This window comes from Pseudomonas sp. ME-P-057 (assembly GCF_030208975.1).
GTDB classification, from domain to species: Bacteria; Pseudomonadota; Gammaproteobacteria; order Pseudomonadales; family Pseudomonadaceae; genus Aquipseudomonas; species Aquipseudomonas lutea.
The window spans coordinates 84,590-110,505 of sequence record NZ_JARVSX010000027.1 but is presented as its reverse complement, the minus strand read 5'-3'; the positions used below and the strand labels follow the sequence as shown (position 1 = coordinate 110,505).

The following is a 25,916-nucleotide window of genomic DNA, read 5'->3' as shown; positions in this document are numbered from 1 at the left end:
GGCTTTTTTGTGTCTGCGTAAATTCTCCTCATCCTATGCGTGACGCGGCCGATACAGGCACAATGCCATTTACCCGGCCCTCTTATCATACGGTGAGGAGATAGTCCTTTTGCTGCGCCCCTCCGCTGCACGGCTCAGTCATTTTCTACCTTCTCTGGGGCTGCTTGTTGCCGGACTGGCGGCTGCGTACGTGAAAGACCTCAACGTGTTTTTCACTTCACTGTTCAACGTGCTGCCTACCCTCGTACTGTTGCTGGGTGGAGCGTATTGCGGCGTGTACAAGCGTCAGCGTGAACTGTTCCTGATGATCACGGTGTATATCGCTTATTTCCTGCTCGACACCCAGACCGATTACTACCGCGACAACGGCAAAGTCCGAGAGGACGCTGCTGTGGTGTTTCATCTGTGCTGTCTGTTGCTGCCGGTCATGTTTGGACTGTTCGCAGCCTGGGAGGAGCGCACCCACTTGTTTCAAGACCTCGTTGCGCGACTAGCCGTTTTGCTCGCGGTGGGCAGCGTCGCGCTGGGGCTGGAACAGAGTTTCCCAAGCGCGGTACTGGCCTGGCTGGCTGACATCCGCTGGCCGGCGCTGCATGGCGAATGGATGAGCCTGATTCAGCTGTCCTACGCGACGTTTTTGATTGCCTTTGCTGTTTTGCTGACCCAATACATCTACAAGCCTCGTCCCCTGCACGCCGCCCAATTGGTTGGGTTGCTCGGGCTGTTCTGGGCCTTGCCCAAGACATTCATCCTGCCATTCACCCTTAACATCATGTGCAGTCAGGTGATGCTGATGATTGCCGCAGCGGTGGCGCACGAGGCGTATCAAATGGCCTTTCGTGATGAGCTAACCGGCTTGCCGGGTCGGCGTGCTCTAAACGAACGGATGCAGCGACTGGGCCGCAATTACGTGCTGGCGATGAGCGACGTTGATCATTTCAAGAAATTCAACGACACCCATGGCCATGACGTCGGCGACCAGGTGCTGCGTCTGGTGGCCAGCAAGCTGTCGAAGATCACCAACGGCGGCGGGCGCGCCTATCGTTACGGTGGTGAAGAGTTCGCCATCGTTTTTGCAGGCAAGACCCTTGAGGAGTGCATGCCGCACCTTGAGGTGATTCGCGAGACCATCGCCAGTTATCAGATTCACCTGCGCAATCAGGACAGCCGCCCGAATGATGACCAGCAAGGGCGCCAACGTCGGGCCGGTTCTCAGGCATCAACGGTGTCGGTGACTGTCAGCATCGGCGTGGCCGAGCGTCAGCCTGAGCACCGCAATCCGGATGAAGTCTTAAAATCAGCCGATCAAGCCCTGTACGCTGCCAAAGGTGCTGGCCGTAACTGCGTCATCAGCCATGCGCAGACCAGCAAGCGTGGCGCGGTGCGGATGGCTGCCGCCAGCTAAACACTCCCTTTTTGTCTTAAAAGCCCTTGGGTTTTTGCTCACGGGCAGGCTAGCGGCTGAGCCGCTTATGGTTGTGACTAGATAAGATGAAATAGTCACGCGTTGACCCTATGTGTCGCAAATGGTGTTCAGGTACACTCGTTCCACTGACGCATCGGCGCTGCAAATTCACTGTGGCGATGCTCATCCCACGAGTTTTTGCTGCTCAAACGAGGTTTGCCATGGCTGACTACAAAGCGCCTTTGCGCGATATGCGCTTCGTCCTCAATGAAGTGTTCGAAGTCTCCAGACTTTGGGCCACGCTTCCAGAACTGTCCGAGACAGTGGACGCCGAGACCGTCGAGGCGATCCTCGAGGAGGCCGGCAAAGTCACTGGCAGATCCGTTGCGCCGCTTAGCCGGGCAGCCGATGAAGAAGGCTGTCACTGGAACGACACCGTCGTGACCACGCCTGTGGGTTTCATCCAGGCCTACAAGACCTACGCAGAAGGCGGATGGGTCGGCGTAGGCGGAAATCCGGAATTCGGCGGCATGGGCATGCCCAAGGCGGTATCGGCTCAGGTCGAAGAGATGGTCAACTCTGCAAGCCTGGCATTCGGGCTGTACCCCATGTTGACTTCCGGCGCCTGCGTCTCGATCAATACCCACGCCAGCGAAGCGTTGAAGGCCAAGTACCTGCCGAACATGTACGCCGGTGTCTGGGCCGGTTCGATGTGTCTGACCGAGGCTCACGCCGGCACAGACCTCGGCATCATCCGTACCAAGGCGCAGCCACAGGCCGACGGTTCTTACAAGATCAGCGGCACGAAGATCTTCATCACAGGCGGCGAGCACGACCTCACTGAAAACATCATTCACCTGGTTCTGGCCAAGCTACCTGACGCACCGGCAGGGCCGAAAGGCATCTCGCTGTTCCTCGTGCCAAAAATCATGGTGAACGATGACGGCAGCCTGGGCGCGCGCAACACGGTGTTCTGCGGCTCGATTGAGCACAAGATGGGGATCCAGGCATCGGCAACGTGCGTGATGAACTTCGATCAGGCTGAAGGCTACTTGATCGGCGAGCCGAACAAGGGCCTGGCGGCGATGTTCACCATGATGAACTACGAGCGTCTGGGCGTCGGCATTCAGGGCCTGGCCTCTGGCGAGCGTTCGTATCAGAACGCGATCGAATACGCCCGCGACCGCCTGCAGAGCAGGGCCCCGACGGGCGCGCAGTCCCGGGAGACCATCGCTGACCCGATCATTGTCCATCCCGATGTGCGTCGCATGCTATTGACCATGAAGGCCCTGAATGAGGGTGGGCGCGCTTTCTCCACCTACGTAGCGATGCAACTGGACACAGCCAAGTACAGCGAAGACGCTGAATTGCGTCAGCGCGCCGACGCGTTGGTGGCATTGCTGACGCCTGTGGCCAAAGCCTTCCTTACCGATATGGGCTTCGATACCACCGTGCACGGCCAGCAGGTTTTCGGTGGGCACGGCTACATTCGCGAATGGGGTCAGGAGCAGCTGGTGCGTGATGTGCGCATCACTCAGATTTACGAGGGCACCAACGGTATTCAGGCGCTCGACCTCATGGGTCGCAAAGTCGTTGCCAGCGGCGGTGCTCACTACCGGCTTTTCTCCGAAGAAGTCCGTCAGTTCATTGCTGCGTCTGACGCCTCGCAAGGTGAATTCACCAAGCCGCTTGCCGCTGCGCTGACTACTCTGGATGAGCTTACCGACTGGGTACTCGACCGCGCGCGCAGTAACCCGAACGAAATCGGTGCTGCTTCCGTTGAGTATCTGCATGCTTTCGGATACACGGCCTACGCTTACATGTGGGCGATGATGGCCAAAGCGGCGTGGGGAAAAGAGGGGCAGGAAGATTTCTACGCCGGGAAACTGGGCACCGCACGTTTCTATTTCGCCCGCCTGCTGCCGCGTATTCAGTCGCTTTCGGCCTCTGTCAAAGCGGGGAGCGAGTCGCTTTACTTGCTGGAGGCGTCACAGTTCTGACGCGTCGAAACCCATGTAAGCATTTGCTTACATGACGTGATGGCAATCGGCTCTAGCGCCTCAGTGGATCCAAGTTTAATCTACTTCACATGGACGTCGCGCAGGATGCGCAAAAAGATAACAGGGACACGTAAGGGATTGCCTGCCAGGATGGCGGGAAGAAATGGAAGTCATGGGAAACAGTCTGGAAAACCTCGCTTAGGCGGGGTTTTCTTTTTTCTGCTTCCTGAAAAGATGCTCCAGTGTCAGCCGCTTCGCTTCATGTGCGTGTGTGCAGCAACGGCTCGATGATTTGCGCGGCGGAACCCCTGCAGCAGCCCAGGGTCGATTAGCTGTGCGGCCCCCAACGGGCCATTAATCAGGAGCTCCACCCATGGACATCATCCGCATCATCATCGCTATTCTGCTGCCACCCCTGGGCGTGTTCCTGCAAGTCGGTTTCGCTGGCGCCTTCTGGCTGAACATTCTGCTGACCCTGCTGGGCTACATTCCCGGGATCATCCACGCGATCTACATCATCGTCAGTCGCAAGTAACGCCGGGGCTCGCATCAAAATGCGATCTGTAGGAGCCGGCTTGCTGGCGAACGGGGCAGGCCTGCCACCTCCGAACTGGCTGACCCGAAGCATTCGCGGGCAAGCGCGCTCCTACACTTGATCTTGGCGGCGGGCTCAGCCGCTGTAGACACCCACCTGTAGGAGCCGGCTTGCTGGCGAATGGCGTCTGCCAGTTTGGGGTGCATCGCCTGTTACGATCCCTTCGCCAGCAAGCCGGCTCCTACAGAATCCCAGCCACCATTCGATTTGCGACCCGCCATTTAAAGCCCTCCCGCCTCTGACAGATCGACGTGCATCATCCCTTCGCGCGCCAGTGACGCCTCACCCATCAATTACCTTGCGATAAAACGCCCATTCCGTCTCCAGGGCGTGGGCGAGGTTGGCCGCTTTGCGGAAACCATGGCGCTCCTCGGGATAGAAATGCCCTTCGGCCGGTATGCCGTTTTCCAGCAGTGCGTTAAGCATGTCGCGGGTCTGGGCGGGGACCACCACGGCGTCCAGTTCTCCTTGGAAGAAGATCACTGGAACCTTGATCTGAGCGGCATGCAGCAGTGGCGTGCGCTCCCGATAGCGGACCATCTCCAGGTCGGGGTCACCGATCAGCCAGTCCAGATAATCCGCCTCGAACTTATGGGTGGCCTCGGCCAGCGCCAGCGGATCGCTCACGCCGTACAGGCTTGCGCCGGCGCGGAACACGTCTTTGAATGCCAACGCGCACAGCGTGGTGTATCCGCCGGCACTGCCGCCGCGGATGAATGCGTTCTGGGGATCGACGAGGCCTTGATTGCCCAGGTACTCCACCACCGCGCACGCATCTTCTACATCGACCACGCCCCATTCCAGGAACAACGCCTGGCGATACGCGCGGCCATAACCTGTGCTGCCACGATAATTGAGGTCTGCGACGGCAAAGCCGCGTTGCGTCCAGAACTGGACACGCGGGTCCAGTGCGGGGTAACAGGCTGAGGTGGGGCCTCCGTGGATAAACACCAGCAGCGGCGGCTTTTCTTCGCCCGTCATGGCCGGATAGAAATACCCATGCGCTTCACTCGAACCGCTTGGATACGTCAGGGTTTGCGGCTGGCTGATGCGCTCCACCGGCAATGGGCTCACGCCGCCAGCGAGTACGCGGACCCGCTTGTCGGCACGGCTGATGGCAACCACTGCAGAGGGACTGACGGGCGATGCCGCGATGCAATAGATGAAGTCCGCATCCACCGCAACGCTTCGGAAACGGCTGTAATCCCCAGTGAAATCGTTCACCGAGCCCGACGCCGAACGCACGCCCAGCAGGCCTTTCCCATCCTCGAACCAGGCGGCGAGATAGGCACCGTCCTCTAGCGGCATCCACGTCGCGGCGCCCAGTTGCCAAGGCGCCGAGGCATGATCGGCAGGGGCGGCGGGCAGCGCCTCAAAGCCCTCGAGGGTTTCACTCCAGGGTTGCCAGAAGCCTGCGCGGTCGGTGAGGCAGTACAAGCGGCCAGCTCCATCAAAGCGGGGCTGCTGCAACGATTCCAGCCCTAGCCCGCCTGCGAGGCAGCGTGGCCGACCCCATGCAAGATCGGCCTGACGCTCGACGTTCATCAGGCGCGTCGACGTCCAGGGCTGATGCGGTCGCCACCATTCGATCCACACCAGACGCTGGCCATCCGGGCTCACCGTCGGTGACGCATAGAAGTCGGCGCCCTCGGCCAGCACATGACGGTGGCCATCGGTGATATCGATCGCGACCAGCCGATGGGTGTCGTGATCCTCTTCGACGGCCAGAATCTGCCCGCGCGCATACCGGACATCTCCGAAGAGCTTGTCGCCCCGGGTCAGCGCGTGAGGTGAAGGAGAGTCGAAGGCTTGCAGGTAAATTTGCTGGTCCGCTTCGTTGACGAACACCACGGCATCGTCGGTCAGGCAGAACGAACCACCGCCGTATTCATAGACCCGACTGCGGGCGCTGAAGCCTTCCGGTGTCAGGCACTGAGCTTTGCCTTCGTGCCAGCGCCAGATGCGCGTCGCGGCATCCTGCGGGCGGAATTCACTCCAGAAAAGGCCCGCAGGGCTGACGCTGAGTTCGGCGAAATCGGTGCCTGCCGCCACGGCCTGGGCGGCAGAGAGTAGGTCAGGACTTGGCGATGAGGCGTGAGTTTCGTTCATTGCGGAAGGCCAGTTGCTCGATGGTCTGGCTAGCATACTCGGCTTCGTCGCGGGCCTGGGTGATCAAGTGGTGCTGGGGCGACTTGCTGCACACCGGGTCTGTGTTGCTCGCATCGCCGGTGAGCATGAACGCCTGACACCGGCAGCCGCCGAAGTCTTTTTCCTTCTCGTCGCACGAGCGGCATGGCTCGGGCATCCACTCGTACCCGCGAAAACGATTGAAGCCGAATGACTCGTACCAGATGTGCTGCATCGTGTGATCGCGCACATTGGGAAACTGAATCGGCATTTGCCGCGCGCCGTGGCAGGGCAGGGCCGTACCGTCCGGTGTCACGGTCAAGAACAGATTGCCCCAGCCGTTCATGCACGCTTTGGGTCTTTCTTCGTAGTAATCGGGCGTAACGAAGATCAGCTTCACCGGGTGGTTTTCAGCAGCAAGCTTGGCGCGGTACTCGTTGGTGATGTGCTCGGCACGCACGAGCTGGTCTTTGGTCGGCAGCAAGCCCACGCGATTCAGGTGAGCCCAGCCGTAGAACTGACAAGTCGCCAGCTCGACAAAATCGGCCTCAAGCGCCACACACAGCTCGATGATCTTGTCGATCTTGTCGATGTTGTGCCGATGGGTCACGAAGTTGAGGACCATCGGGTAACCATGCTTTTTTACGGCACGGGCCATCTCGAGCTTCTGCGCGAAGGCTTTTTTGGAGCCGGCGAGCATGTTGTTCACTTGCTCGTCGCTGGCCTGGAAGCTGATCTGGATGTGGTCCAGCCCCGCTTCCTTGAAATCGATGATCTTCTGTTCGGTAAGGCCAATGCCGGAGGTGATCAGGTTGGTGTAGAAGCCCAGCCGCCGCGCCTCGGCGATCAGCTCGGCCAGATCCTGACGCACCAGCGGCTCGCCGCCTGAGAAGCCGATCTGCGCCGCGCCCATTTGCCGGGCTTCGGCCATGACCTTGAACCACTGCTCAGTGGTGAGCTCCTGCCCCTGCTTGGCGAAATCCAGCGGATTGGAGCAATACGGGCATTGCAACGGGCAACGATAGGTCAGTTCGGCGAGCAGCCACAGCGGCAGCCCGACCGCAGGCGTGGGCGGAATGTACGGGCTGGCTGCGGTGTTCAATGACTCAGGCAAATTCGATCCAGAGTTCTGCACGGGCGACCTCCATGAATTGCTCGACATCGGTGCCGAGCTCGGGAACGCCGGGAAATTTTTCGTCGAGCAACGCGATGATGGCGCCGACGCTGCGCTGACCATCGATCAGGCCACCAATCTCGCTCGCGCTTTCATTGAGCTTGATCATGCCTTCAGGGTAGAGCAGCACGTGGCCATTTTGTGCCGGCTCGAACTGGTAACGGTAACCGCGGCGCCAGTTGGGCACCTGTTCACGATTGAAGCTCATAGGGCGATTCCTTTGTGCCAGACGCGTTGGTCCGTCACGCTGTGATAGGGCGGGCGGTTCAGCTCGTACGCCATGCTCATGGCATCCAGCATGCTCCACAAGATGTCGAGCTTGAACTGCAGGATTTCCAGCATGCGCTGCTGGCCTTCCTGCGTGGTGTAGTGCTGCAGCGTGATCGCCAGACCGTGCTCCACGTCGCGGCGGGCCTGGCCCAGGCGAGTGCGGAAGTACTCGTAGCCGGCCGGGTCTATCCACGGGTAGTGCTGCGGCCAGCTGTCCAGACGGGATTGGTGAATCTGAGGTGCAAAGAGCTCGGTCAACGAACTGCTCGCCGCTTCCTGCCAATTGGCCCGGCGGGCGAAGTTGACATAGGCATCGACGGCGAATCGTACGCCGGGCAGGACGAGTTCCTGCGAACGAAGCTGGTCAGGATCAAGGCCCACGGCCTGGCCCAGACGCAGCCACGCTTCAATTCCCCCGTCTTCACCGGGTGCGCCGTCATGATCGAGCAGACGCTGAATCCATTCGCGACGGATTTCCCGATCAGGACAGTTGGCAAGGATCGCCGCATCCTTTAGCGGAATGTTGACCTGGTAGTAGAACCGGTTCGCGACCCAGCCCTGAATCTGCTCGCGGGTCGCACGCCCTTCGTACATCGCCACGTGAAACGGGTGGTAGATGTGGTAATACGCGCCTTTGGCACGCAGGGCCTGTTCGAATTCAGCGGGGGACAGCGGCGTTGCATCGCTCATGTCGGCAGTTCTCGTCAAGAATTTCCGCAGATCCTGTGGGGGGTGAGCTTGCTCACTGAAGCCATCTACCTGTGCCGCATCGGCAGGCTGACCTGGCAGCTTCATGAGCAAACTTCGCCCCACAGCGGGGTTGTTTAGCGTTTCTAGAGCTCGATGCTCATCCCATCGAACGCCACTTCAACATTGCGCCTGGCCAGTTCAGCGCGCTCTGGCGAGTCCTCGTCCAGAATCGGGTTGGTGTTGTTGATGTGGATGAGCACCTTGCGCTGCTGCGGTAACCGCTCCAGCACTTCGAGCATGCCGCCGGGACCGTTTTGTGCCAGATGGCCCATTTCCGTTCCGGTGCGGGTGCCGACGCCACGGCGCTGCATCTCATCGTCGTCCCACATCGTACCGTCCACCAGCAGGCAGTCGGCGCCGCTCATTTTCTGCATGAGGGCATCATCGACTTTGCCCAGGCCCGGCGCATAGAACAGCTTGCCGCCGGTGCGCAGATCTTCAACCATCAGACCAATGTTATCGCCCGGGTGCGGGTCGAATCTGTGCGGCGAGTAGGGCGGTGCCGCGCTGCGCAGAGGGAAGGGCGTAAAGCGCAGATTCGGGCAGGCCGGGATGACAAAGCTGCCTTCCAGTTCGATACGGTTCCAGTCCAGCCCGCCGTTCCAGTGTTTGAGCATGTTGAACAGCGGAAACCCGGTGCTGAGGTCTTCATGGACCATGTCCGTGCACCAGACCTGATGCGGGCAGCCTTCGCGCAGGCTGAGCAAGCCGGTAGTGTGGTCGATCTGGCTGTCCATCAGGATGATCGCGCTGATGCCGGTATCGCGCAGGCCGCGATTGGGCTGCATCGGGGCGAACCCCTGAAGCTGGGCGCGGATGTCGGGAGAGGCGTTGCACAAGATCCAGTTCACACCGTCGTCCGACAGCGCGATGGACGACTGGGTGCGCGCGTGCGCTCGCAGACTGCCGTCACGAAAGCCTGCGCAGTTGGCGCAGTTGCAGTTCCACTGGGGGAAACCACCGCCGGCAGCGGAACCGAGGATCTGGATGTGCATGTAAGCCCCATAGCGACGGGCCGGTTCGGCCCTGAATTCAGAATCGCGTTAATAAAAAAGCCCCGGCGAACCGAGGCTTCTCACCGCGCAACAATCAACGGCTTGCGAAGTACATGGTGACTTCAAAGCCGATACGCAGATCAGTGTAAGCAGGTTTAGTCCACATTATTGACTCCTTCTGGGTTAGTGCCGCGGTGGGTGAGTACATTCATTAGTGCTCCTGCGCGAGGAGACGTTCAAATGCTTAGGGGGCTATGTTACTAAAATTATCGAAGGGTCGATGATGAAATATCCGATAAAGACCCTTGCGTAACCGGCAATGATACGCCTGCTGTGGCCTGCGGCTATGGCGGGTTAGAGCGGTTTGAGAGACACAGCCGGATACGGCCCGACTGGGCCAGCCGATCAGCGGCTGTCAGCAGTGCGTGGTGATCAAGATGTTTTAGAGAATGTTGCAAGCCCTCGAAGTAGCCTCGCCCATGACCTGCCAAATGCGCCTGCCAGAGTATTTCGGCCGCCTGTGCTTGCTCCAGTTCGGCCAGATCAAGTTGAGCGCGCAACGTTTTCAACTGAGCCGGTACGTCTGCCTCGGCAATCAGCGTTGGCAGGCGCTCAATGAACGTCTCGATATGGGCCACGATCTGTCCGATGCTGGCGCTGGGTGACTGCACGCCAAACAACAGCCCGCCATGGCCGGCAATTTGCCGGAAGCCGCTGAAAACCGCGTAGCCCAATTGCAACTCGACCCGCAGGCGCTGGTAGAACGGGGCCTGCATCAGCTGTGCGAAGAGTCGCCATGCAGCTTCGTCGTCGAGTGAAGCCGACGGCGTCGGATAGAACATCAACAGCGCACTTTCGGAAGATTCCGACGCTTCGGTTATCCACCGCGTGCCCGTGTCGCGTGGCGCGGTACCAGGCGGATGCTCCGCAATGCCATGGATGAGGCGGGCGGCGCTGCACACCTCACTTTGCGCCGAGCCTTCCAGACCGGTAGCTAAACCGGTCCAGCGTGCCGTAGACCAGGCACGTTCGAGACCTATCGCTTGAGTGGTGTTCTGGTTGTTCAAATAATGATCAGGTAACGACTTCAGCAATTGGCGGATCGGAATGGCTGCAGGCTCGCTGTCCATCGCGCCACGGTGTACCCGATCACGACTTTCAGGCGCGCCAAGCACGCGCAGCGCCTCTTCCAGCACGGCAGGCAACGGCTCTGCCAAACCGGAGGCCTTCACTTGCCAATAGTTGCCGTAACTGCCGAACGCCAGCGTCACGCCCGCTTGCCTGGCCTGGAGGATCAGCGGTTTGAGTCGCTCTTCCAGCGTTCCCGCAAGCAATGGCTGCGCAGTTGCCAGCGTCCAGCGCAGGTAGACCGCAGCTTCTCCAGTCGCTGGCAGGGCGTCGCTGAATGTCAACGCAGTCAGGGGCGAACTCGGCGCAGCGGTGGACCTTGTCTGCTTGAGGAAGGGATTGGGGGCGGGCAGGTGCCACTCGAAATTCGAAGGGGCATGCGCGGAGGATAGGGTCTCTGCGCGCACTAGGGTCTGAAGCGTGAGCCGGTCGAGCAGCGCATCTACAGCGTCCATCGACAGACCGTGCGAATCCAGTCCCGCGCTGAAATGCCGGGCCAGCGCCAGCGCGTCACTCACGGCCAGACGGCGCTGTTCCAGCAACGCATGCTCATCGAGCAACTGACGGTAGTGCGACCTGAAAAAGGTGAGCCATCCAAAGACCAGCGTCGAGACGTGTGTTGCAGCGTCTGGCGTGCTCAAAGCCAGTTCTATGTCGATCAGTGCCTGGTCGCCAAACCCATAGATCGTCTCGGCCTTGAGCGACTCAATCAACCCTCGGCCACGCAGAGCGGCCACCAGCCCACCCGCCTGCGCGTCATTCATCCACATACACAGAAACCCAGCCGCTTGCTCATGCCCGCCCGGCAAGTCCTCGCAGGCAAACGTCAGGTGCATCTGACGCAGGTCGGCTTCGGAAATTGAGCGGGGTGTTCCGGCAAGCAACGGTGGTGGCTTGTGCTGCTCTACCTTCTCACCCTTGGCGAAATAGGCGCCGAACTCTGCCGCCAGCGCCTCAAGCTCATCCAGAGGTTGAGGCCCGGCGAGGCTAAGCGTGATTTGCCCGGCTTGATAAAAGCGGCGATAGAAATCCTGCAGTGCATGCTGAAAGGTCTGGCGCGGAACCGGCAGGCTGTAGCGATTGCCAGCATGAAAGCCGCGCAGGGGATGCGCCGCGGACAGCGGCTGCAGAAGCCTGAGCCGCTCACGGGCGGAATCGTCGCGTACCCAGGCGATGAATTCAGCGTGCAAAACCTCTCGCTCGCGCGACTGGTCAGCCATCGTCATACGCGGACGCACCAGCATCTCGCACAAGCGGTCCAGGCCGTCACGGAACACCGCTCGCGGCAGCTCGAAGAAAAAATCGGTGGTGCGTTCGCGCGTGCTGGCATTCACCTGGCCACCATGACGCTGGACGAAGGCCATCAGGTTTTCATTTCCCGGGAATCGCTCGGTGCCCAGAAAGAACAAATGCTCAAGGAAATGCGCCAGTCCCGGCCAGCGCGGCGAAACGTCGTGACTGCCCGCCGCCACGCGCACTGCGGCGGCGCAACGCTTCAACCGTGGCACTGAACTGAGCACCACGCGCAAGCCGTTTGGCAGGGTCACGGATCGTTGGGCGATGGAATCGGGCATGGGGTGTTTGCATGGCGTGATCATGGATTGGCCATGCTAGCGGATACTCAGGCGCGGCGCGTATCTCTTGGTCACCCGACGTGGCTCAGCGATCGCGGCACACGGTCAAGCAGCAGCTTTTAACGGCAGGAGTCAGGCTGCCGTGCGAATGAGTTACGTGCCGCTCAGCTGTTGCCCAAACCCTTGTAAAAGCCCGGTCGACGATCCTTGAAATACGTGTTGATCGCTTTGGATTCGCCCATCGATTCACGGTCCAGCTCTGCAATCACCAGCGCCTCATCCTGGCCTGCGAGACCGATCTGTCTGCCGTCCGGCGCACAGATGCTGCTCAAGCCGCAGTAGTGGATTTCGCCCTCGCTGCCGCAATAATTGGCGTAAACCAGATAGCACTGGTTCTCGAAGGCACGAGCCCGCACGGTGACCTCTGCAACAAAATCGTAAGGGGCCATGTTCGCAGTGGGCACCAGAATCAGGTCCACGCCTGCCAGGGCCAGACGACGCGTATTCTCGGGAAACTCGACGTCGTAGCAGATCAGAAATCCCAGCTTCCAGCCTTCGAATTCCACCACCGGAAAGTGCTCGTCACCCGCACTGAACATCGCATTGTCCAGCGCGCCATAGAGATGCGTCTTACGGTAATTGCAGAGCCGAACGCCGTGTGCGTCGATCAACTGCACCGCGTTATACACCTGCCCGTCACTGCTGAGCTCGGGGTAGCCATACAGGATCGCCACTCCCGCCGCTCGCGCAATCTCGGCGATCCTTACAGCGGCGGGGCCGTCACAGGCTTGGGCCAGATCCCGTGCGGCCTGTGCGCCGATGTTGTACCCGGTCAAAAACATCTCCGGACACACCAGCAAGGCAGCCCCCTGCGTCGCTGCCTCGACCGCTTGTTTCTCGAGGCGGCGAAGGTTGGCACTGACATCCAGTGGCAGCGGCACGCATTGAAAGAGGGCGACACGCATAAAGGTCTCCTTATTCCGGCAGCACGATGGGGCCGATCTCGTGGAACACATCGCCAGGCCCCGGGTTTTCGGCGTGGGTCTTGCCACCGAAGTGAGTCATGATGCCCCACACCGCGTTAAGCGAGGTCTGCACAGCGCCTTCCACCCACGCGGGCGTCCACGACACGTCGTCACCGGCAATGAAAATGCCGCGCTGCTCGTCTGGCATGTCCTTTTGCATGAAGTGCGCGTACATCCGCTGGTTGTAGCGATAGTGGCCAGGCAGCGCGCCTTTGAAAGCGCCGAGGAAGTGCGGGTCCGATTCCCACGACACGGTGATCGGGTCTCCGATGATGCGCGCGGCGATATCGACCTTCGGGTAAATCTTTTTCAGCGCGCCGAGCGCCAGGCTGACGCGCTTCTCGACGGGGTGAGGCAGCATCTTCAGCGCGTCGCTCATCCAGGAGTACGACAGGCAAATGACCCCCGGCTTTTCGACACCGTTGGAGTAGGTGCCGTTATCGAACAGGTAGGTGCCCCGGGTCAGGCGATCGGTCAGGGTCATGCTCATCAGGTCGCGGCCGGTTTCCGGGTCCTTGTCCTTCCAGAAGGGACGATCAACCATGACGAAGGTCTTGGACGACTGCATATAGCGCGTGCGGTCCAGCGCCATCCACATCTTCTGCGAGAACAGCGACTCCTCGCACTCGATTTGCGTGGTCAGCAGCCAGCTCTGGCAGGTGGCGAGAACCGCGTCGTAATGGCGGACATCACCTAGATTGTCAGTCACTGCAAACTGACCATTGGCGGCGCGGCTTATGCCTTTCACGCCCGTGCGCGGCGCGCCCCGGTGCAACGTCGACAAGCTGGTGCCTTCGGGCCAGTGCGTGCAACGCTCGGGAGCGTGGCGCCAGATGCCCATCGGAACCTGGCCGACGCCACCGACAATCAGGTGCTGATGATCGTCGCAATTGGTCATGACGACGCGGAAGATCTCCAGCATCGAGTTGGGGAAGTCCGAGTCCCAGCCGCCGGTACCAAAGCCCACCTGTCCAAAGACTTCGCGGTGATAGAACGACAATTTGGCAAAGGCTTTCGACGTGGCGACGAAATCGTAAAACGTGCGGTCATCCCACAGCGGCACCAATGTGTTCCACAGCGCCTTGAGCCGAGGCACGTCGCGATCACGGATTGCTTGCTGAATGTCGGCGAACTGCGAGCCCTCTTCCAGCGCGTCGGCCCAGGCGTCAGCCACTTCCTGAAACAGCGCAGGCAGATCCGATAATTTTTGTGCGTAGTGAGTGCTGCCTTCCAGATCAATCACTGTGCTGCCGGACGCAGCGGTCAATGGGTTGGGGAAGGGTCTGGATTCCAGGCCGAGCTTGTCGACGTAGTGATAGAACGCAGTGGAGGAGACCGGGAAGCGCATGCCCCCCAGTTCGGCGATGATGCCTTCAGCGCCCTCGAACTGCTGGGAGCGCAGACGCCCGCCCATTTTCGAGGCCTCGTAAACGACGGGCTTGAGGCCCAGCTTCATCAGCTCGTACGCGGCAACCAGACCTGCGATACCTGCGCCGACAATGGCGACCTCTTTGCCCAGATTCTCCGTCGGAATACTGCCCAGGCCTGCCGGGTGCTCAATCCAGTCATCGAACGCGAACGGGAAGTCCGGGCCGAAAATCGTGATCGGTTTTTTTCCGTCGGCGGGTTGGCGATTGTTCTTCATGACTGACCTTGTTCGACTGAGGCGCGAAAGGGGACAAGTCTAGATAACAGCGGAGACGTTAATAAGACGCAAAGTGTCGTCGTAATGCAGTAATTAATAACAATTCGACGAGGAGGGGCGTCAGATTGTCTGGTCAGTCGACTTCTATGACGGCTGTCCGCGATCAATCTTGCTGCTCAGGATGATCGAAGTGGTGGTTTTTTCGACGCCATCGACGCTGCCGATCAGGTCGAGCATTTGGTCCAGTTGCTCCGGCGACTCAGTGCGCAGCCAGGCGACGTAATCAAACTCGCCGCTCACGGCGCACAGTTGTTGTACCTGAGCGAGCGCGCTCAACCGGCGCAGCACTTCCTTTCCCGAACGAGGCTGAACGGTAATCCCGACGTAAGCCTGCAGACCGCCATCCGCAAGACGCTGCCCCAGCCGCACACCGTATCCGGTAATCACTCGGGTTTTCTCCAGCCGCGCCAGCCGAGAGGTCACGGTGGTGCGCGCGATACCCAATTGCCGCGCCAGGTTGGCTACGGGTTCCCGAGCATTGATTTGCAGTGCTGCGATCAGTTTACGGTCGATGTCATCAAGCGCTGGGGGGCGAGTGTCGGGCAAGGCGGGTCTCCTTCGGCAAGCGGAGCATGTTAGGAGATTCCTCTGGCGTTGGGGCGATATTCAAGCCGTTTGACCGTATCTGCGCAAAGGCAGAACGCCTAAAGCACTGTCTTGAATGGTCGTTTTTTGCTCATATCAATCATGTTCTTGATTGGTTTGCGCATTTTTGGGTGATGGAATAAGCTTATTTGAGCAAAGTGATCAAGAATTTGATCGTTTCGCTCAATCAGGCTTGTCGAAGCCTCACCCTATAAAAATAAGGAGTGCTCCCTGTGGCTCAATTTCCGATCAAACGTACTATCGAGCGGGTGCCGGGCGGAATGATGATCGTGCCGCTGCTCATCGGCTCACTCGTGGCGACGTTTTTGCCCGACATGCCCAAGTTTTTTGGCTCGTTTACCAACGCGCTGTTCACCGGTTCGCTCCCCATACTGGCGGTGTTTTACGTGTGCATGGGCGCCAGTATCGACATCAAGGCCACGCCGTATCTGCTGAAAAAGGGTGGGGTGCTGTTCGCTACCAAGGTCGGCACGGCCATCGTCATCGGTGTGATGATGGGCCATTTTCTGGGGGAGCAACCCATCACGTCAGGCGTCTTCGCCGGATTGTCGACGTTGGCCGTGGTTGCCGCAATGAACGACACCAACGGCGGGTTGTACATGGCGTTGATGGGGCAATACGGGCGCTCCGAAGACGTCGGTGCGTACTCCGTCATGTCACTGGAGTCCGGCCCTTTTCTGACCATGGTGACGCTGGGTGTCGCAGGCTTGGCAGCCTTTCCGTGGCCGACACTGGTCGGGGCGATCCTTCCACTGTTGCTGGGGATGTTGCTGGGTAATCTGGACCGTGAGATGCGTGACTTTCTGGCGAAGGCTGTTCCGGTGATGATTCCGTTCTTCGCCCTGGCACTGGGCGCCAGTCTGGATTTGCACAAGGTCTGGCAGGCCGGATTATTGGGCATCGGCCTTGGGCTGGCGGTCGTCGTCTTGACCGGCATTCCGCTGTACTTCGCCGACAGAGTCTCCGGCGGCACCGGGGTAGCAGGGGTGGCGGCGGCCAACACGGCGGGCAATGCGGCGGCGGTCCCGGCTCTCGTTGCGGCAGCCAACCCGATTTACACCGAGGCAGCGAACTCGGCGACGCTGCTGGTCGCCGCCTGTGTGGTGGTGACGGCGGTCTTGTCGCCCATTCTTACGGCAGCCATTGCCAAGCGCTACAACACGCGCCATCCCAAACCTCACTCGGAGGCAACGGCGCAGCGGGAGGTTATTCGATGACACTGCTGATCATCGCCGACGACCTTTCAGGGGCGGCGGATTGCGCGATTGCCTTCGCCAGCGCCGGGCATAACACCGTTGTCACGCTTGATGCGACTCATGACACTGGCGATGCGCGCGTGGTCGCCATCGACACCGACACCCGACGTCTGACAGGTGCTCAGGCAGGGGAACGGACATTGGCGGCCTATCAGGCGCTGATTGCTCCCGGACAAAAACTGTACAAAAAGATCGACTCGACGCTGCGTGGCAACTGGGCTGACGAGGTGGCTGCGCTCCAGGCCCATGCGGGGCTGGCGATCGTCGCTCCTGCCTTCCCGGCTACAGGCCGTACGACGCTCGACGGCCAGGTTCTGGTCAACGGTCAACCATTGGAAACCACCGAGACGTGGAGGCTTGAGCACGCTGATCGCTCTGCGGACATGACCTCAATGCTGCAAGCGGCCGGTCTGCAGGTCGCCAGGCTGACGTTGCCGATGTTGCGCGGCGATGCGGCCGCGCTCTCCAGGCACATGGCCGAGGTCGCGAGCAGTGAGGCGCAGGCGCTGATCGTTGATGCGGTCACCACGGAAGACCTGAAAATCCTCTCCTGCGCAAGCACCCAGCTCAAGGAGGCAAGTTTCTGGGTAGGCTCGGGTGGACTGGCACGGGAGATCGCCTTGTTGCCCGACTTCATCTCAGGAGCCAGTCTGCAAACTATCGACGAGCATGAGAAATACGCCCCGACGCTGGTGCTGGTCGGTAGCCTGTCTGCGGTTTCCGAGCGTCAGTGTGCGCTGCTTAAAGAGCGCACTGGCATCGAGGAGGTCGTGGTGCCGCCAGCGGTGCTGCGCCTAGGCAAGAAACATGGCGACTGGGAAAGCTGGGAAGCACGCATCGGCCAGTGCCTGAATCAGGGCGATGACCTGTTGCTGCGCATCGGTCGCGACGACGCCTTCGATCCGGCAGAAGGTGCCCATCTTTCGACCGAGCTCGCAGCGCTGGTTCGTTCAAATTTTGCGCAGGCGGGCGGCGTCATTGCCACCGGCGGCGAAACTGCCCGAGCCCTGCTTTGCGCGGTCGGGATTGGCAGCCTGCAGCTTCTGCGTGAGGTCGAGGCGGGCGTTGCCTTCGGGCGTCCCATCACTGCGCTGGCGGGGCGGCGTCCCGGCGTGGTGACCAAGGCCGGCGCGTTCGGCACGGATCACGCCCTGTATGCGGCCTGGCTGCATCTGAATAACGCAATCGAGCCTGCGCAGTACGGCGCAGGCACTGTCACGAATCCTGCGCTACTAGGTAAAACATCATGAGCAACTACCTGCCAATCATCGGCATCACCATGGGCGACGCCAGCGGTGTCGGCCCGGAAGTCATCGTCAAAAGCCTGAACCACCACGTCGTCTACCAACAGTGCCGTCCCTTGGTCATCGGCGATGCCGGACGTCTGGAGTTGGCCAACACCATCGTCAACGGCACGGCGAAGATCCGCCGCATCAAGGAAGCGTCAGAAGCTCAATACGAGCCGGGCACGATTGACTGCATCGATTTGAATCTGATCCCGGCCGATCTGCCGTTCGGGCAGCTGTCCGCAGTCGCTGGTGACGGCGCCTACCGTTTCATCGCCCGCGCTGTCGAGCTGGCCGAAGCCAGGCAAATCGACGCCATCTGCACGGCGCCGCTGAATAAAGAAGCGCTGCACGCTGGCGGCCATAAATACCCGGGTCACACCGAAATGCTGGCGCACCTTACCCATGTCGATGAAGTCTCGATGATGCTGGTGGCGCCGCAGCTGCGCGTTATTCATGTGACGACGCACATGGGCATCATTGATGCTATCCGCAAGATCGAACCGGGTCTGGTCCAGCGCACCATTGAGCGAGGCAACGCGACCCTGATCAAGGCGGGTATAGAGCGTCCTCGTATCGGGGTGTGCGGCATCAATCCCCATGCAGGTGAAAATGGCCTGTTCGGCTATGGAGAGGAGGAAGAGAAGATCATTCCTGCCGTCAAGGTCCTGCAGGACAAAGGCCTGGACGTCACCGGTCCTTTGCCTGCGGACACGCTGTTCTTCCGGGCGGGGCGTGGCGATTTCGATCTGGTGGTGGCGATGTATCACGATCAGGGTCATGGCCCGGTCAAGGTTCTCGGCCTTGAAGCGGGGGTCAACGTCACGGTCGGCCTGGAAGTCATCCGCACTTCGGTGGATCACGGCACTGCGTTCGACATTGCCGGCAAGGGCATCGCGGACGAGCGCAGCATGCTTGAAGCATTGCGCCAGGGCGCTGAGCTGGCCACCCGGCGAGGGTGAGGTGAGCGGGCCGGGTCGTGTAAGATCAGCGGCCTTTCTGCAACGAGGCCGCCCATGAAAGCCAACGACCGTCACCGCGCCATTCTGGAACTGGTGCGCGCCCGTGACACCAACGTCGAGCAACTGAGCGCTGCCCTCGGTGTGTCGGAAGCGACAGTCCGTCGCGATCTGACCATGTTGGCCAAGCAGCGGCATCTGGTGCGTACGCACGGCGGCGCTACGGCGTTGATCGGCGTACACGAGCCCGAGGCCTCGCTTGAGGAGCGCAAAGCGACCCAGCGCGACCAGAAAAACGCCATTGCACAGGCGGCAGCGTTGCACATCAAGGACGGCGACACGGTACTTCTTGATGGCGGAACGACGTGTGCTGCGCTGGCCCTGCATCTTTCGTCACGGCAGAACGTCCACGTGGTCACCAACAATCTCATGGCCGTTATGACGCTGGCGAATGCGCCGGGCATTCGCCTGACGCTGATCGGCGGCGATCTCAGAGGCTCGAGCATGAGCACACTGGGCCCGCTTGCGGAATTGACGCTCAGCCGGCTGAGCGTCGATAAGGCATTTCTGGGCGCTGATGGTGTGGTCGCCGAGTTCGGTTTGTGCGAAGCCAGCGACCAGCAGGCTTATCTGAAGGAATGCATCATCAAGCGCGCGGCTCAGGTGTTCGTCCTGGCTGACGCGGACAAGCTTGGCCGTGCGCGACAGCAGCACTGGACGCCGATTGAGCGCGAGTGGACGTTGATCACTGCCGCCCAAGCCGATGAAAGCCTTGTGGCACCCTTTGAGGCCCACCCGCAAATCACCGTAGAAACGGTCAGCGTTTAATCTCGTCCCTGAGATCACTGCGGCTGACCCTTCCAGGCCGCGTATTGCCTTGGCTGTCATTAAGCTCCCGCGAAAAGAGTGGTCTCGTCGTAGGACATTTCTATGCTGTCACCGCTCTGTCATTCAGCTGTCACCTCTGGCGTGCCTAAATTCTCCCCCCACCCTTTTGAACGCACTCGGGAGACTCGTCATGACTCTGGATTTCTCCGAAACCGCCCGTTACATCCAGGCCGATATCCTCGACAGCTTCGACGAGGAACTGGAAATGGAATACGACGACGCGCGCCTGGATGGCTTGCTGGCCGATCTGGGAGAGGAGGTGCCCAAAGGGATTGATCGCCGCCTGTACTTCCGTGAACTGCTGCGGCTGCAGGGTGAACTGGTCAAGCTGCAAGACTGGGTTGTCAGCCAGAAGCTCAAAGTGGTCGTGCTGTTTGAAGGTCGTGATGCGGCAGGCAAGGGTGGTGCAATCAAGCGCATCACTCAGCGGCTCAACCCGCGGGTCTGCCGGGTCGCCGCACTGACCGCGCCGAGCGAGCGCGAGCGCACCCAGTGGTACTTCCAGCGCTATGTCGCACACCTGCCTGCCGCTGGCGAAATGGTGCTGTTCGACCGCAGTTGGTACAACCGGGCTGGCGTCGAGCGGGTCATGGGCTTCTGCAATGACGAGGAATACGAAGAATTCTTCCGCACCGTGCCCGAGTTCGAAAAAATGCTGGTGCGCTCCGGCATCATCCTCATCAAGTACTGGTTCTCCATCACCGATGACGAGCAATACCGGCGCTTTCTGATGCGCATCCATGACCCGTTGAAGCAGTGGAAGCTCTCACCGATGGACCTTGAGTCCCGTCGTCGCTGGGAAGACTACACGCGCGCCAAGGAAGAAATGCTCACCCGTTCCCACACCGACGTCGCGCCCTGGTGGATCGTCGAGGCCGACGACAAGAAGCGTGCGCGCCTCAACTGTATTCATCACCTGCTGGAACAGATCCCGCGCGGCGATACGGAAACGCCGCAAGTGGTGCTGCCGGAGCGCGAGTACAATGCTAACTACCTGCGCGCACCCGTGCCGCGCGAGATGGTTGTGCCGCCGGTGTACTGATCCTCACCGTGCAGCACCTGGGCCCCGGTGTGGTCAGATCTTCCACGCCGGTGCTGTCTTCGCCAGGCACTGTTGCAAGCTTTCCAAGTTGTGCGTGAACTGACGAGTCATTAACTGGTAACCCAGCAATTCCGTCGAGGCGGTGGGCACATCTGGCCCGATGGCCAGGCTTTCCGTAGGGCGCTGCAAACGCTCGGTAGCCCCGGTCTGCAGCGCGCGGGCCATGCCGATCAGCATGCGGCGAATGCGCCGCTGCTCTGCAGTAACGCCCGTGCTCCCGACATCTGCAGGACGCAGGTTCGAAAGGATTTCCAGCAGGCTCAGGCACATGCGGTAATGGCCTTGAATGGCATCCAGCTCGACGATTGAAATCTTCACTTCCTTGGAAACCGACGGCATCAGCGAGCGCAGCTGGAGCAGCGTCGCCCCCATTCTTGCGGTCAATTTCACATGCTCGTCGGCGGTAATTGACTGGCCGCTGGCGATCCGCTCGTAGGCCACTGCACAGTCCCGCAGCCCACTCGCCAGGTTATAGCGCCACGAATACACCGCATACAACGGCAGGGCGAACGAGAAAGCCAGTGCGAGCGCAATCCCGATCAAGATGTCGACGGTGCGCCACAGCCCGTCGGTGATCGGGTTATCGCCGTGCCCCGCCACGATAAATAAAGTGATCGCCGACAGCAGCGCCGTATAACCGCCCTTGCCGATCGCGTGATAGGCGAAGAAGCCGCAGATCAGCGACATGATTACGTAGGTCAGTAACGGCATGCCCAGGTAGCTTTCCTGCGCAACCACCGCAAGGCCCAAGGCTGCACCAATCAATGTCCCGTAGGCGCGCTCCACTGACTTCTTGCCGATGTTGCCGTGATGCTGCAGCCCTCCAATGACAATCAGCATCGTCACAGAGGCCCATTCCCCGTGGGGCAGATGAACGCCGGTCGTCAGGAGAATCGACACCAGCAGCCCGACCACGATACGGCCGGCATGGATGTAACGGGCATGCCGGTAACGACGATAGGGGTCCAGCAGTGGACGCAGTAGGCGACGAAGCCATGAGGGGAGGGACACTGTATTCATGGGGTTACAGACCATCGGGATGATGAATATATCCGCAAGCAGCCAAAGGCACCGGTGACCCAGCTTCTAGCGCTTAACAAAAACATCACATGTGAGAGATTGCGCAGGGTGATGATTGCGCGTAGGGTGCATCGCTATCACATGTGATGTTTGGCAGAGGCTGCAATGGCTCGGAAAACTTCAACCGATTACATGCGCGAGATGCGCGCTCGGCTGACGGCGGCCGGGTATGTAAAGCGAGAACTGTATGTGCTTCCTGAAAACGCGGAAGTGCTGAGAGACATCGAAAAGGTGTTGCGCCAACCCTATTTGGGTAACCGGATCAAACTGGAGGGATTCATGACTGAGAATAGCAATTGGACGATCAACTCACTTCATTCGGCGTTCGCCGAGCTGGACGTGGTTAAAGACAAGGACATCGAGCTGACCCTCATTCAAGGCGCTGAGCCGAGTCTGAGCCTGGTGATGAACCAGTTTGGCGGCTTGCCGATCATCATCGCCATCGCAGGCGACCAGATTCTGGTCGATTCCGTGCTGGTTTACGCCTCTGAAGTCAAAGACCCGGCCGCCTTCAATGACGCCGTACTGCGTAGCCGGGAGCTCTTTCCGTTGTCGTCGATCGGCATCGAGACCCTGCCAAACGGCGAAACCTTTTACAACATGTTCGGCGCACTGAGCGCCGCCTCTTCGCTGACGGTCATCGTCCACGAGGTGCTCACGCTGGCAGAAAACGTGATCCACGCTGCCGACGCCTACGAAGATTTCCTCAAATCCGATTCACAGTAACCGGGAGACACATCAATGAGCCTTTGGAAAAAAATGGTAACCGCCCTGCGTGGTGGAGCTTCCGAAGTAGGTGAAGCCATCGTCGATGCCCAGGCGCTGCGAATCCTGGACCAGGAAATCCGTGACGCCGACGCCTCCATGCTGGCGGCGCGCAATCAACTGATTCAGATCAAAGCCAAGCACAAGCTTTCGCTACAGCGCGTCGAAGAACACGACAAGAACATCGCCAACTGGGAGCAGAAAGCGCTCGCAGCAATGAACAAGGGCGAAGAAGCGCTCGCGCTCGAATGTGCTGAAAAAGTAGCCGAACTGACCGCCCTGCGTGATCAGGAAAAACTTGCAGCCGACCAGTTCGGCGTCCATGTGGCCAAATTGACCGCACAAGTCATCAAGGCTGAGAGCCAGATCAAGGGCCTGCGCCAGCAGACCGATATGGCCAAGGCTCGAGACAGCGTACAAAAAGCGCAAATCAACGCCGCTGCGGCCACCGGCGGCGCCAATGGTCGGCTTGAGACCGCAGTGGGTTCGCTGGCACGCATCAAGCAGCGTCAGGATGAGCAGGACGCAAGGCTTGAAGCGGCGGATGAGCTCGCCGAGGCTGCCAATGGCGGTGACCTTGAGCGTCGTCTTCAGGATGCCGGCATCGGCGCAAAAACAGGCGGCGCGGCCGACGTCCTCGCCCGTTTGAAAGCGCAGAGCCAGAACGGTAACGCGGGTCAATAAGCACCGTTAAACAAAGGCAGTCGGTTTTTACCGGCTGCCTTTTTTCGATTTTCAGGGCGCGCAGATGAATATCGGAAATGGACTACGAACGATACTCTCACTCGCCGCTGTGATGATCGTGGTGCAGATGGTTAACTCGCTGACCGCCAACAGCCTGCTGTCGCATGGCCTGGTGCCGAGAACCGTTTCAGGTCTGCAGGGCATCTTTTTCTCGCCGTTCCTGCACGGCTCGGTACGTCACTTGCTGAGCAATCTCCTGCCGTTTGTGGTGCTGAGTTGGCTGGTGGCGACCGAGGGGCTTCAACGTTACATCCGTGTGGCGGTGCTCGTTGTCGTGCTGGGAGGCCTGATGGTCTGGGTTGTCGGCCGACCGGTTATCCACGTGGGGGCCAGTGGTCTTATTTTCGGCTTGTGGGCGTATCTACTGGCTCGAGCGTGGTATCAGCGCAGCCTGGCGAGTTTCGCGATTGCCCTGGTGACCCTGCTGGGTTACAGCGGGCTGGTCTTCGGTTTCGTTCCAGTGCCTGGCGTATCGATTGAGTCACACCTGTGTGGCGCGCTTGCCGGTATCGTGACGGCTTGGCTGATGCACTCGCGGCGGCTTCTCGAAAAAGGCCCTGCGAGCTGAGTTGCAGCATTTTTCCATATCGCCTCGGCGCGACTTCAAGGAGTTGAATCATGAGTTGGATCAAACGCGCGTTAGGCCTTGCGGCACCCAATCCATCGGCCGGTTCCGAATCACTTGCCAATAGCAATTTGCTTAATCCATTCGGGTTGGCTACTGGCCGAATGCTGGACCTCGATGACTCTCTGAAGCTGATGCTCGACGGTCATTCAGAGTTGATTGTCCCCAACGAGGAAGTGGTCTGGTCGGTTGGGCAGGTTGACCTTGGACAATCCGTGCGGCTGGTACGCTTCTACTTCGAGGACGAAGATTACTGGATGCAGGTCATGATGAACGGGCCTTCGGCTGAAGACGTTCAGGACATCATCCTGTTTGGCTACAGCAGCGCCGTGACGATCAACAGCGAGGCGGAACTCAAGCGTTTGGTGGGGCCTGCCTCGAAAGTGGGCCTACCCGTGTACGAGCACGACGGCTGGGAGTACGGCCGTCAGTGGGGCACCGAAGAGGGCCAGACCGAGCTCACGCCAATGGATGAGCACGTTGTCAGTCCGGACGGTACCTACCGTATCAAGCACCTTAGCATGTTGTACGCGCGGGACACCGGCCTGGTGGACCGTCGCGAGTTTCTACTGCTGTCTGTCGAGGAGGATGAGGAAGGTATCGTTACCCTCACTACATCTGTCGGCGTGACCCTGCAGTCCACAGATTTCACTGTCATTTAAAAGGAAGTAAACAATGCTCGACGCGCTTCGCATGTCCCTCAACTTCCAGTCGGTGCTGAGCTTTCTGGTCTACATCATTGTGGCCGCCGTATTGTTCGCGTTGTTTCAGATGGCCTACACACGTCTGACCCCGCACAAGGAGTTCGTCCAGATCCGTGAGGGCAATGTTGCCGCCGCAGTGGCGTTGGGTGGCGCGCTGATCGGCTTCGCCTTGCCTGCCAGCAACGTGATCGCCTACAGCATCAGCGTTCTGGATGTGGTCATCTGGGCAGTCATCGCCGCTTTCGTCCAGTTGCTGGCCTTCACCGCCACCAGCATGGTCTTGAAGGATCTGTCCGCGCGCATCACCCGGGGCGAGCTGGCCGCGGCGATCTACGCGGCCAGCGTCTCGATCAGTGTCGGTTTTCTCAACTCGGCCTGCATGACGCCGTCGACCTGATCGCTTGTGATCGAAAGGAGTTATCGATGAGACGTAGTTCCCTGAAACTGGTTCTGGCGGGCACGCTGCCGCTGGCCCTGAGCGCATGCAGCAAGTCCGACACTGTTGAGGTCTCTGCGCAGCAAACCTATCCATCAGTCCAGGCCTGTGTGGATCAGAAAGTCCCGGTAGACATTTGCTCGGACGCCTACATGAGCGCGCTGGCGGAACACCGCCGTATCGCCCCGACCTATGACGACGCTGCTTCATGTGAGGCGGATTTCGTCCCTGATTACTGCCAGCAGAACACCGATGGCAAGTTCACCCCCAAGCTGGGCGGCTTTCAGCTGGAGCTCTCTGGCGAGCTTCCCAAATCCCAGGTCGACGCCGCGAAGTCCCAGGCCGAGCAATCGGGCGGCGGAGGCGGTGGCTTCGGCTCAGGAGTGAACGGCTTCCTGATGGGAATGCTCGTCAGCAACATGGTCAACGGATTCACCGGCGGCGGTGGTCGTTACTACTCGCAACCCATTTACCAGGAACGCGACTCGCGCGGCGGTTACCAGACTTCCACGTTGTCTCGCCAGATCGAGCGCGGCAAAACCTTCGGCAATTCCAGCCAGGCGCGAAGCAGCTCGACCGGGACGTACTCCAAAAGCACATTGGGCCGAAATTCATCGGTTTCATCGTCCGTGTCCCGTGGCGGTTTCGGCAGTCAGGCCACCGCCCGCAGCGGTTGGGGCGGCAAAAGCAGTGGCTCAAGCTTCGGCGGATAACACA

25 protein-coding genes are annotated in these 25,916 nt (G+C 60.0%); 14 read left to right on the top strand and 11 right to left on the bottom strand.

Annotated elements, in window-relative coordinates; translation table 11 throughout:
• Positions 1–109: 109 nt before the first annotated feature.
• The 3 genes from QRN48_RS15470 (at position 110) to QRN48_RS15460 (ending at position 3,940) form a co-directional block, all read left to right on the top strand.
• Complete coding sequence (locus tag QRN48_RS15470; protein WP_191944567.1) at positions 110–1,405, top strand: GGDEF domain-containing protein; 1,296 nt, start codon at positions 110–112, stop codon at positions 1,403–1,405.
• Positions 1,406–1,626: 221 nt separating this feature from the next.
• On the top strand, positions 1,627–3,405 hold the full coding sequence (locus tag QRN48_RS15465; protein WP_285351530.1) for an acyl-CoA dehydrogenase C-terminal domain-containing protein: 1,779 nt from the start codon (positions 1,627–1,629) through the stop codon (positions 3,403–3,405).
• Between the two features lie 373 nt (positions 3,406–3,778).
• Complete coding sequence (locus tag QRN48_RS15460; protein WP_037019089.1) at positions 3,779–3,940, top strand: YqaE/Pmp3 family membrane protein; 162 nt, start codon at positions 3,779–3,781, stop codon at positions 3,938–3,940.
• Between the two features lie 342 nt (positions 3,941–4,282).
• Here QRN48_RS15460 and QRN48_RS15455 read toward each other — a convergent pair whose 3' ends face one another.
• The 10 genes from QRN48_RS15455 to QRN48_RS15410 form a co-directional block, all read right to left on the bottom strand.
• Positions 4,283–6,109 (bottom strand): S9 family peptidase, encoded by a 1,827-nt coding sequence (locus QRN48_RS15455; protein ID WP_285351526.1) that lies wholly within the window; start codon positions 6,107–6,109, stop codon positions 4,283–4,285.
• Positions 6,075–7,262, bottom strand: a complete 1,188-nt coding sequence (gene pqqE, locus QRN48_RS15450) for a pyrroloquinoline quinone biosynthesis protein PqqE (RefSeq protein ID WP_285351524.1) — start codon at positions 7,260–7,262, stop codon at positions 6,075–6,077. Before pqqE ends, QRN48_RS15455 begins: the two co-directional genes overlap by 35 nt.
• Positions 7,234–7,509 (bottom strand): pyrroloquinoline quinone biosynthesis peptide chaperone PqqD, encoded by a 276-nt coding sequence (pqqD, locus tag QRN48_RS15445; RefSeq protein WP_037019092.1) that lies wholly within the window; start codon positions 7,507–7,509, stop codon positions 7,234–7,236. The genes pqqE and pqqD overlap by 29 nt, the downstream gene beginning before the upstream one ends.
• Entirely contained in the window at positions 7,506–8,261 is a 756-nt protein-coding gene (gene pqqC, locus QRN48_RS15440; RefSeq protein WP_285351522.1) for a pyrroloquinoline-quinone synthase PqqC, read from the bottom strand. Before pqqC ends, pqqD begins: the two co-directional genes overlap by 4 nt.
• A 143-nt stretch (positions 8,262–8,404) precedes the next feature.
• A complete protein-coding gene (gene pqqB, locus QRN48_RS15435) occupies positions 8,405–9,316 on the bottom strand; it encodes a pyrroloquinoline quinone biosynthesis protein PqqB (RefSeq protein WP_285351520.1) in 912 nt (303 codons plus the stop codon).
• Between the two features lie 94 nt (positions 9,317–9,410).
• Positions 9,411–9,482 (bottom strand): pyrroloquinoline quinone precursor peptide PqqA, encoded by a 72-nt coding sequence (gene pqqA / locus QRN48_RS15430; RefSeq protein ID WP_008365141.1) that lies wholly within the window; start codon positions 9,480–9,482, stop codon positions 9,411–9,413.
• A 178-nt stretch (positions 9,483–9,660) separates the two neighbouring features.
• Positions 9,661–12,018 carry a pyrroloquinoline quinone biosynthesis protein PqqF gene (gene pqqF, locus QRN48_RS15425; RefSeq protein WP_285351518.1) on the bottom strand — a complete coding sequence of 786 codons (2,358 nt, stop codon included), beginning with the start codon at positions 12,016–12,018 and terminating at the stop codon, positions 9,661–9,663.
• A gap of 164 nt (positions 12,019–12,182) precedes the next feature.
• The gene (locus QRN48_RS15420) at positions 12,183–12,983 is read right to left on the bottom strand and encodes a carbon-nitrogen hydrolase family protein (RefSeq protein WP_285351517.1); all 801 of its coding nucleotides are present in this window, start codon (positions 12,981–12,983) and stop codon (positions 12,183–12,185) included.
• Between the two features lie 10 nt (positions 12,984–12,993).
• Complete coding sequence (locus tag QRN48_RS15415) at positions 12,994–14,688, bottom strand: flavin monoamine oxidase family protein (RefSeq protein WP_285351516.1); 1,695 nt, start codon at positions 14,686–14,688, stop codon at positions 12,994–12,996.
• Positions 14,689–14,832: 144 nt separating this feature from the next.
• A complete protein-coding gene (locus QRN48_RS15410; protein WP_037019104.1) occupies positions 14,833–15,294 on the bottom strand; it encodes an Lrp/AsnC family transcriptional regulator in 462 nt (153 codons plus the stop codon).
• 272 nt (positions 15,295–15,566) lie between these two features.
• Between QRN48_RS15410 and QRN48_RS15405 the strand changes: the two genes are divergently transcribed.
• The 5 genes from QRN48_RS15405 (at position 15,567) to ppk2 (ending at position 20,785) form a co-directional block, all read left to right on the top strand.
• Positions 15,567–16,571, top strand: coding sequence for a 2-keto-3-deoxygluconate permease (locus QRN48_RS15405; protein ID WP_285351513.1), 1,005 nt, complete (start codon positions 15,567–15,569; stop codon positions 16,569–16,571).
• Positions 16,568–17,860 carry a four-carbon acid sugar kinase family protein gene (locus QRN48_RS15400; protein WP_285351511.1) on the top strand — a complete coding sequence of 431 codons (1,293 nt, stop codon included), beginning with the start codon at positions 16,568–16,570 and terminating at the stop codon, positions 17,858–17,860. The genes QRN48_RS15405 and QRN48_RS15400 overlap by 4 nt, the downstream gene beginning before the upstream one ends.
• On the top strand, positions 17,857–18,858 hold the full coding sequence (pdxA, locus tag QRN48_RS15395) for a 4-hydroxythreonine-4-phosphate dehydrogenase PdxA (protein WP_285351510.1): 1,002 nt from the start codon (positions 17,857–17,859) through the stop codon (positions 18,856–18,858). The genes QRN48_RS15400 and pdxA overlap by 4 nt, the downstream gene beginning before the upstream one ends.
• Positions 18,859–18,912: 54 nt before the next feature.
• Entirely contained in the window at positions 18,913–19,683 is a 771-nt protein-coding gene (locus QRN48_RS15390) for a DeoR/GlpR family DNA-binding transcription regulator (protein WP_285351509.1), read from the top strand.
• Positions 19,684–19,873: 190 nt separating this feature from the next.
• A complete protein-coding gene (gene ppk2, locus QRN48_RS15385; RefSeq protein WP_497295084.1) occupies positions 19,874–20,785 on the top strand; it encodes a polyphosphate kinase 2 in 912 nt (303 codons plus the stop codon).
• 33 nt (positions 20,786–20,818) lie between these two features.
• Here the strand turns inward: ppk2 and QRN48_RS15380 are convergent, their stop codons facing one another.
• A complete protein-coding gene (locus QRN48_RS15380; RefSeq protein WP_285351507.1) occupies positions 20,819–21,865 on the bottom strand; it encodes an FUSC family protein in 1,047 nt (348 codons plus the stop codon).
• Between the two features lie 165 nt (positions 21,866–22,030).
• On the opposite strand from QRN48_RS15380, the gene QRN48_RS15375 reads away from it, so the two are divergent.
• The 6 genes from QRN48_RS15375 (at position 22,031) to QRN48_RS15350 (ending at position 25,912) form a co-directional block, all read left to right on the top strand.
• Positions 22,031–22,651, top strand: coding sequence for a YjfI family protein (locus QRN48_RS15375; RefSeq protein ID WP_285351506.1), 621 nt, complete (start codon positions 22,031–22,033; stop codon positions 22,649–22,651).
• Between the two features lie 15 nt (positions 22,652–22,666).
• A complete protein-coding gene (locus QRN48_RS15370; RefSeq protein ID WP_037019115.1) occupies positions 22,667–23,374 on the top strand; it encodes a PspA/IM30 family protein in 708 nt (235 codons plus the stop codon).
• Between the two features lie 64 nt (positions 23,375–23,438).
• Entirely contained in the window at positions 23,439–24,002 is a 564-nt protein-coding gene (locus QRN48_RS15365) for a rhomboid family intramembrane serine protease (protein ID WP_285351505.1), read from the top strand.
• Positions 24,003–24,052: 50 nt separating this feature from the next.
• On the top strand, positions 24,053–24,721 hold the full coding sequence (locus tag QRN48_RS15360) for a DUF2491 family protein (protein ID WP_285351503.1): 669 nt from the start codon (positions 24,053–24,055) through the stop codon (positions 24,719–24,721).
• 13 nt (positions 24,722–24,734) lie between these two features.
• On the top strand, positions 24,735–25,160 hold the full coding sequence (locus QRN48_RS15355; protein ID WP_037019121.1) for a DUF350 domain-containing protein: 426 nt from the start codon (positions 24,735–24,737) through the stop codon (positions 25,158–25,160).
• A gap of 26 nt (positions 25,161–25,186) precedes the next feature.
• Positions 25,187–25,912, top strand: a complete 726-nt coding sequence (locus QRN48_RS15350; protein ID WP_037019122.1) for a DUF1190 domain-containing protein — start codon at positions 25,187–25,189, stop codon at positions 25,910–25,912.
• Positions 25,913–25,916 lie beyond the last annotated feature (4 nt).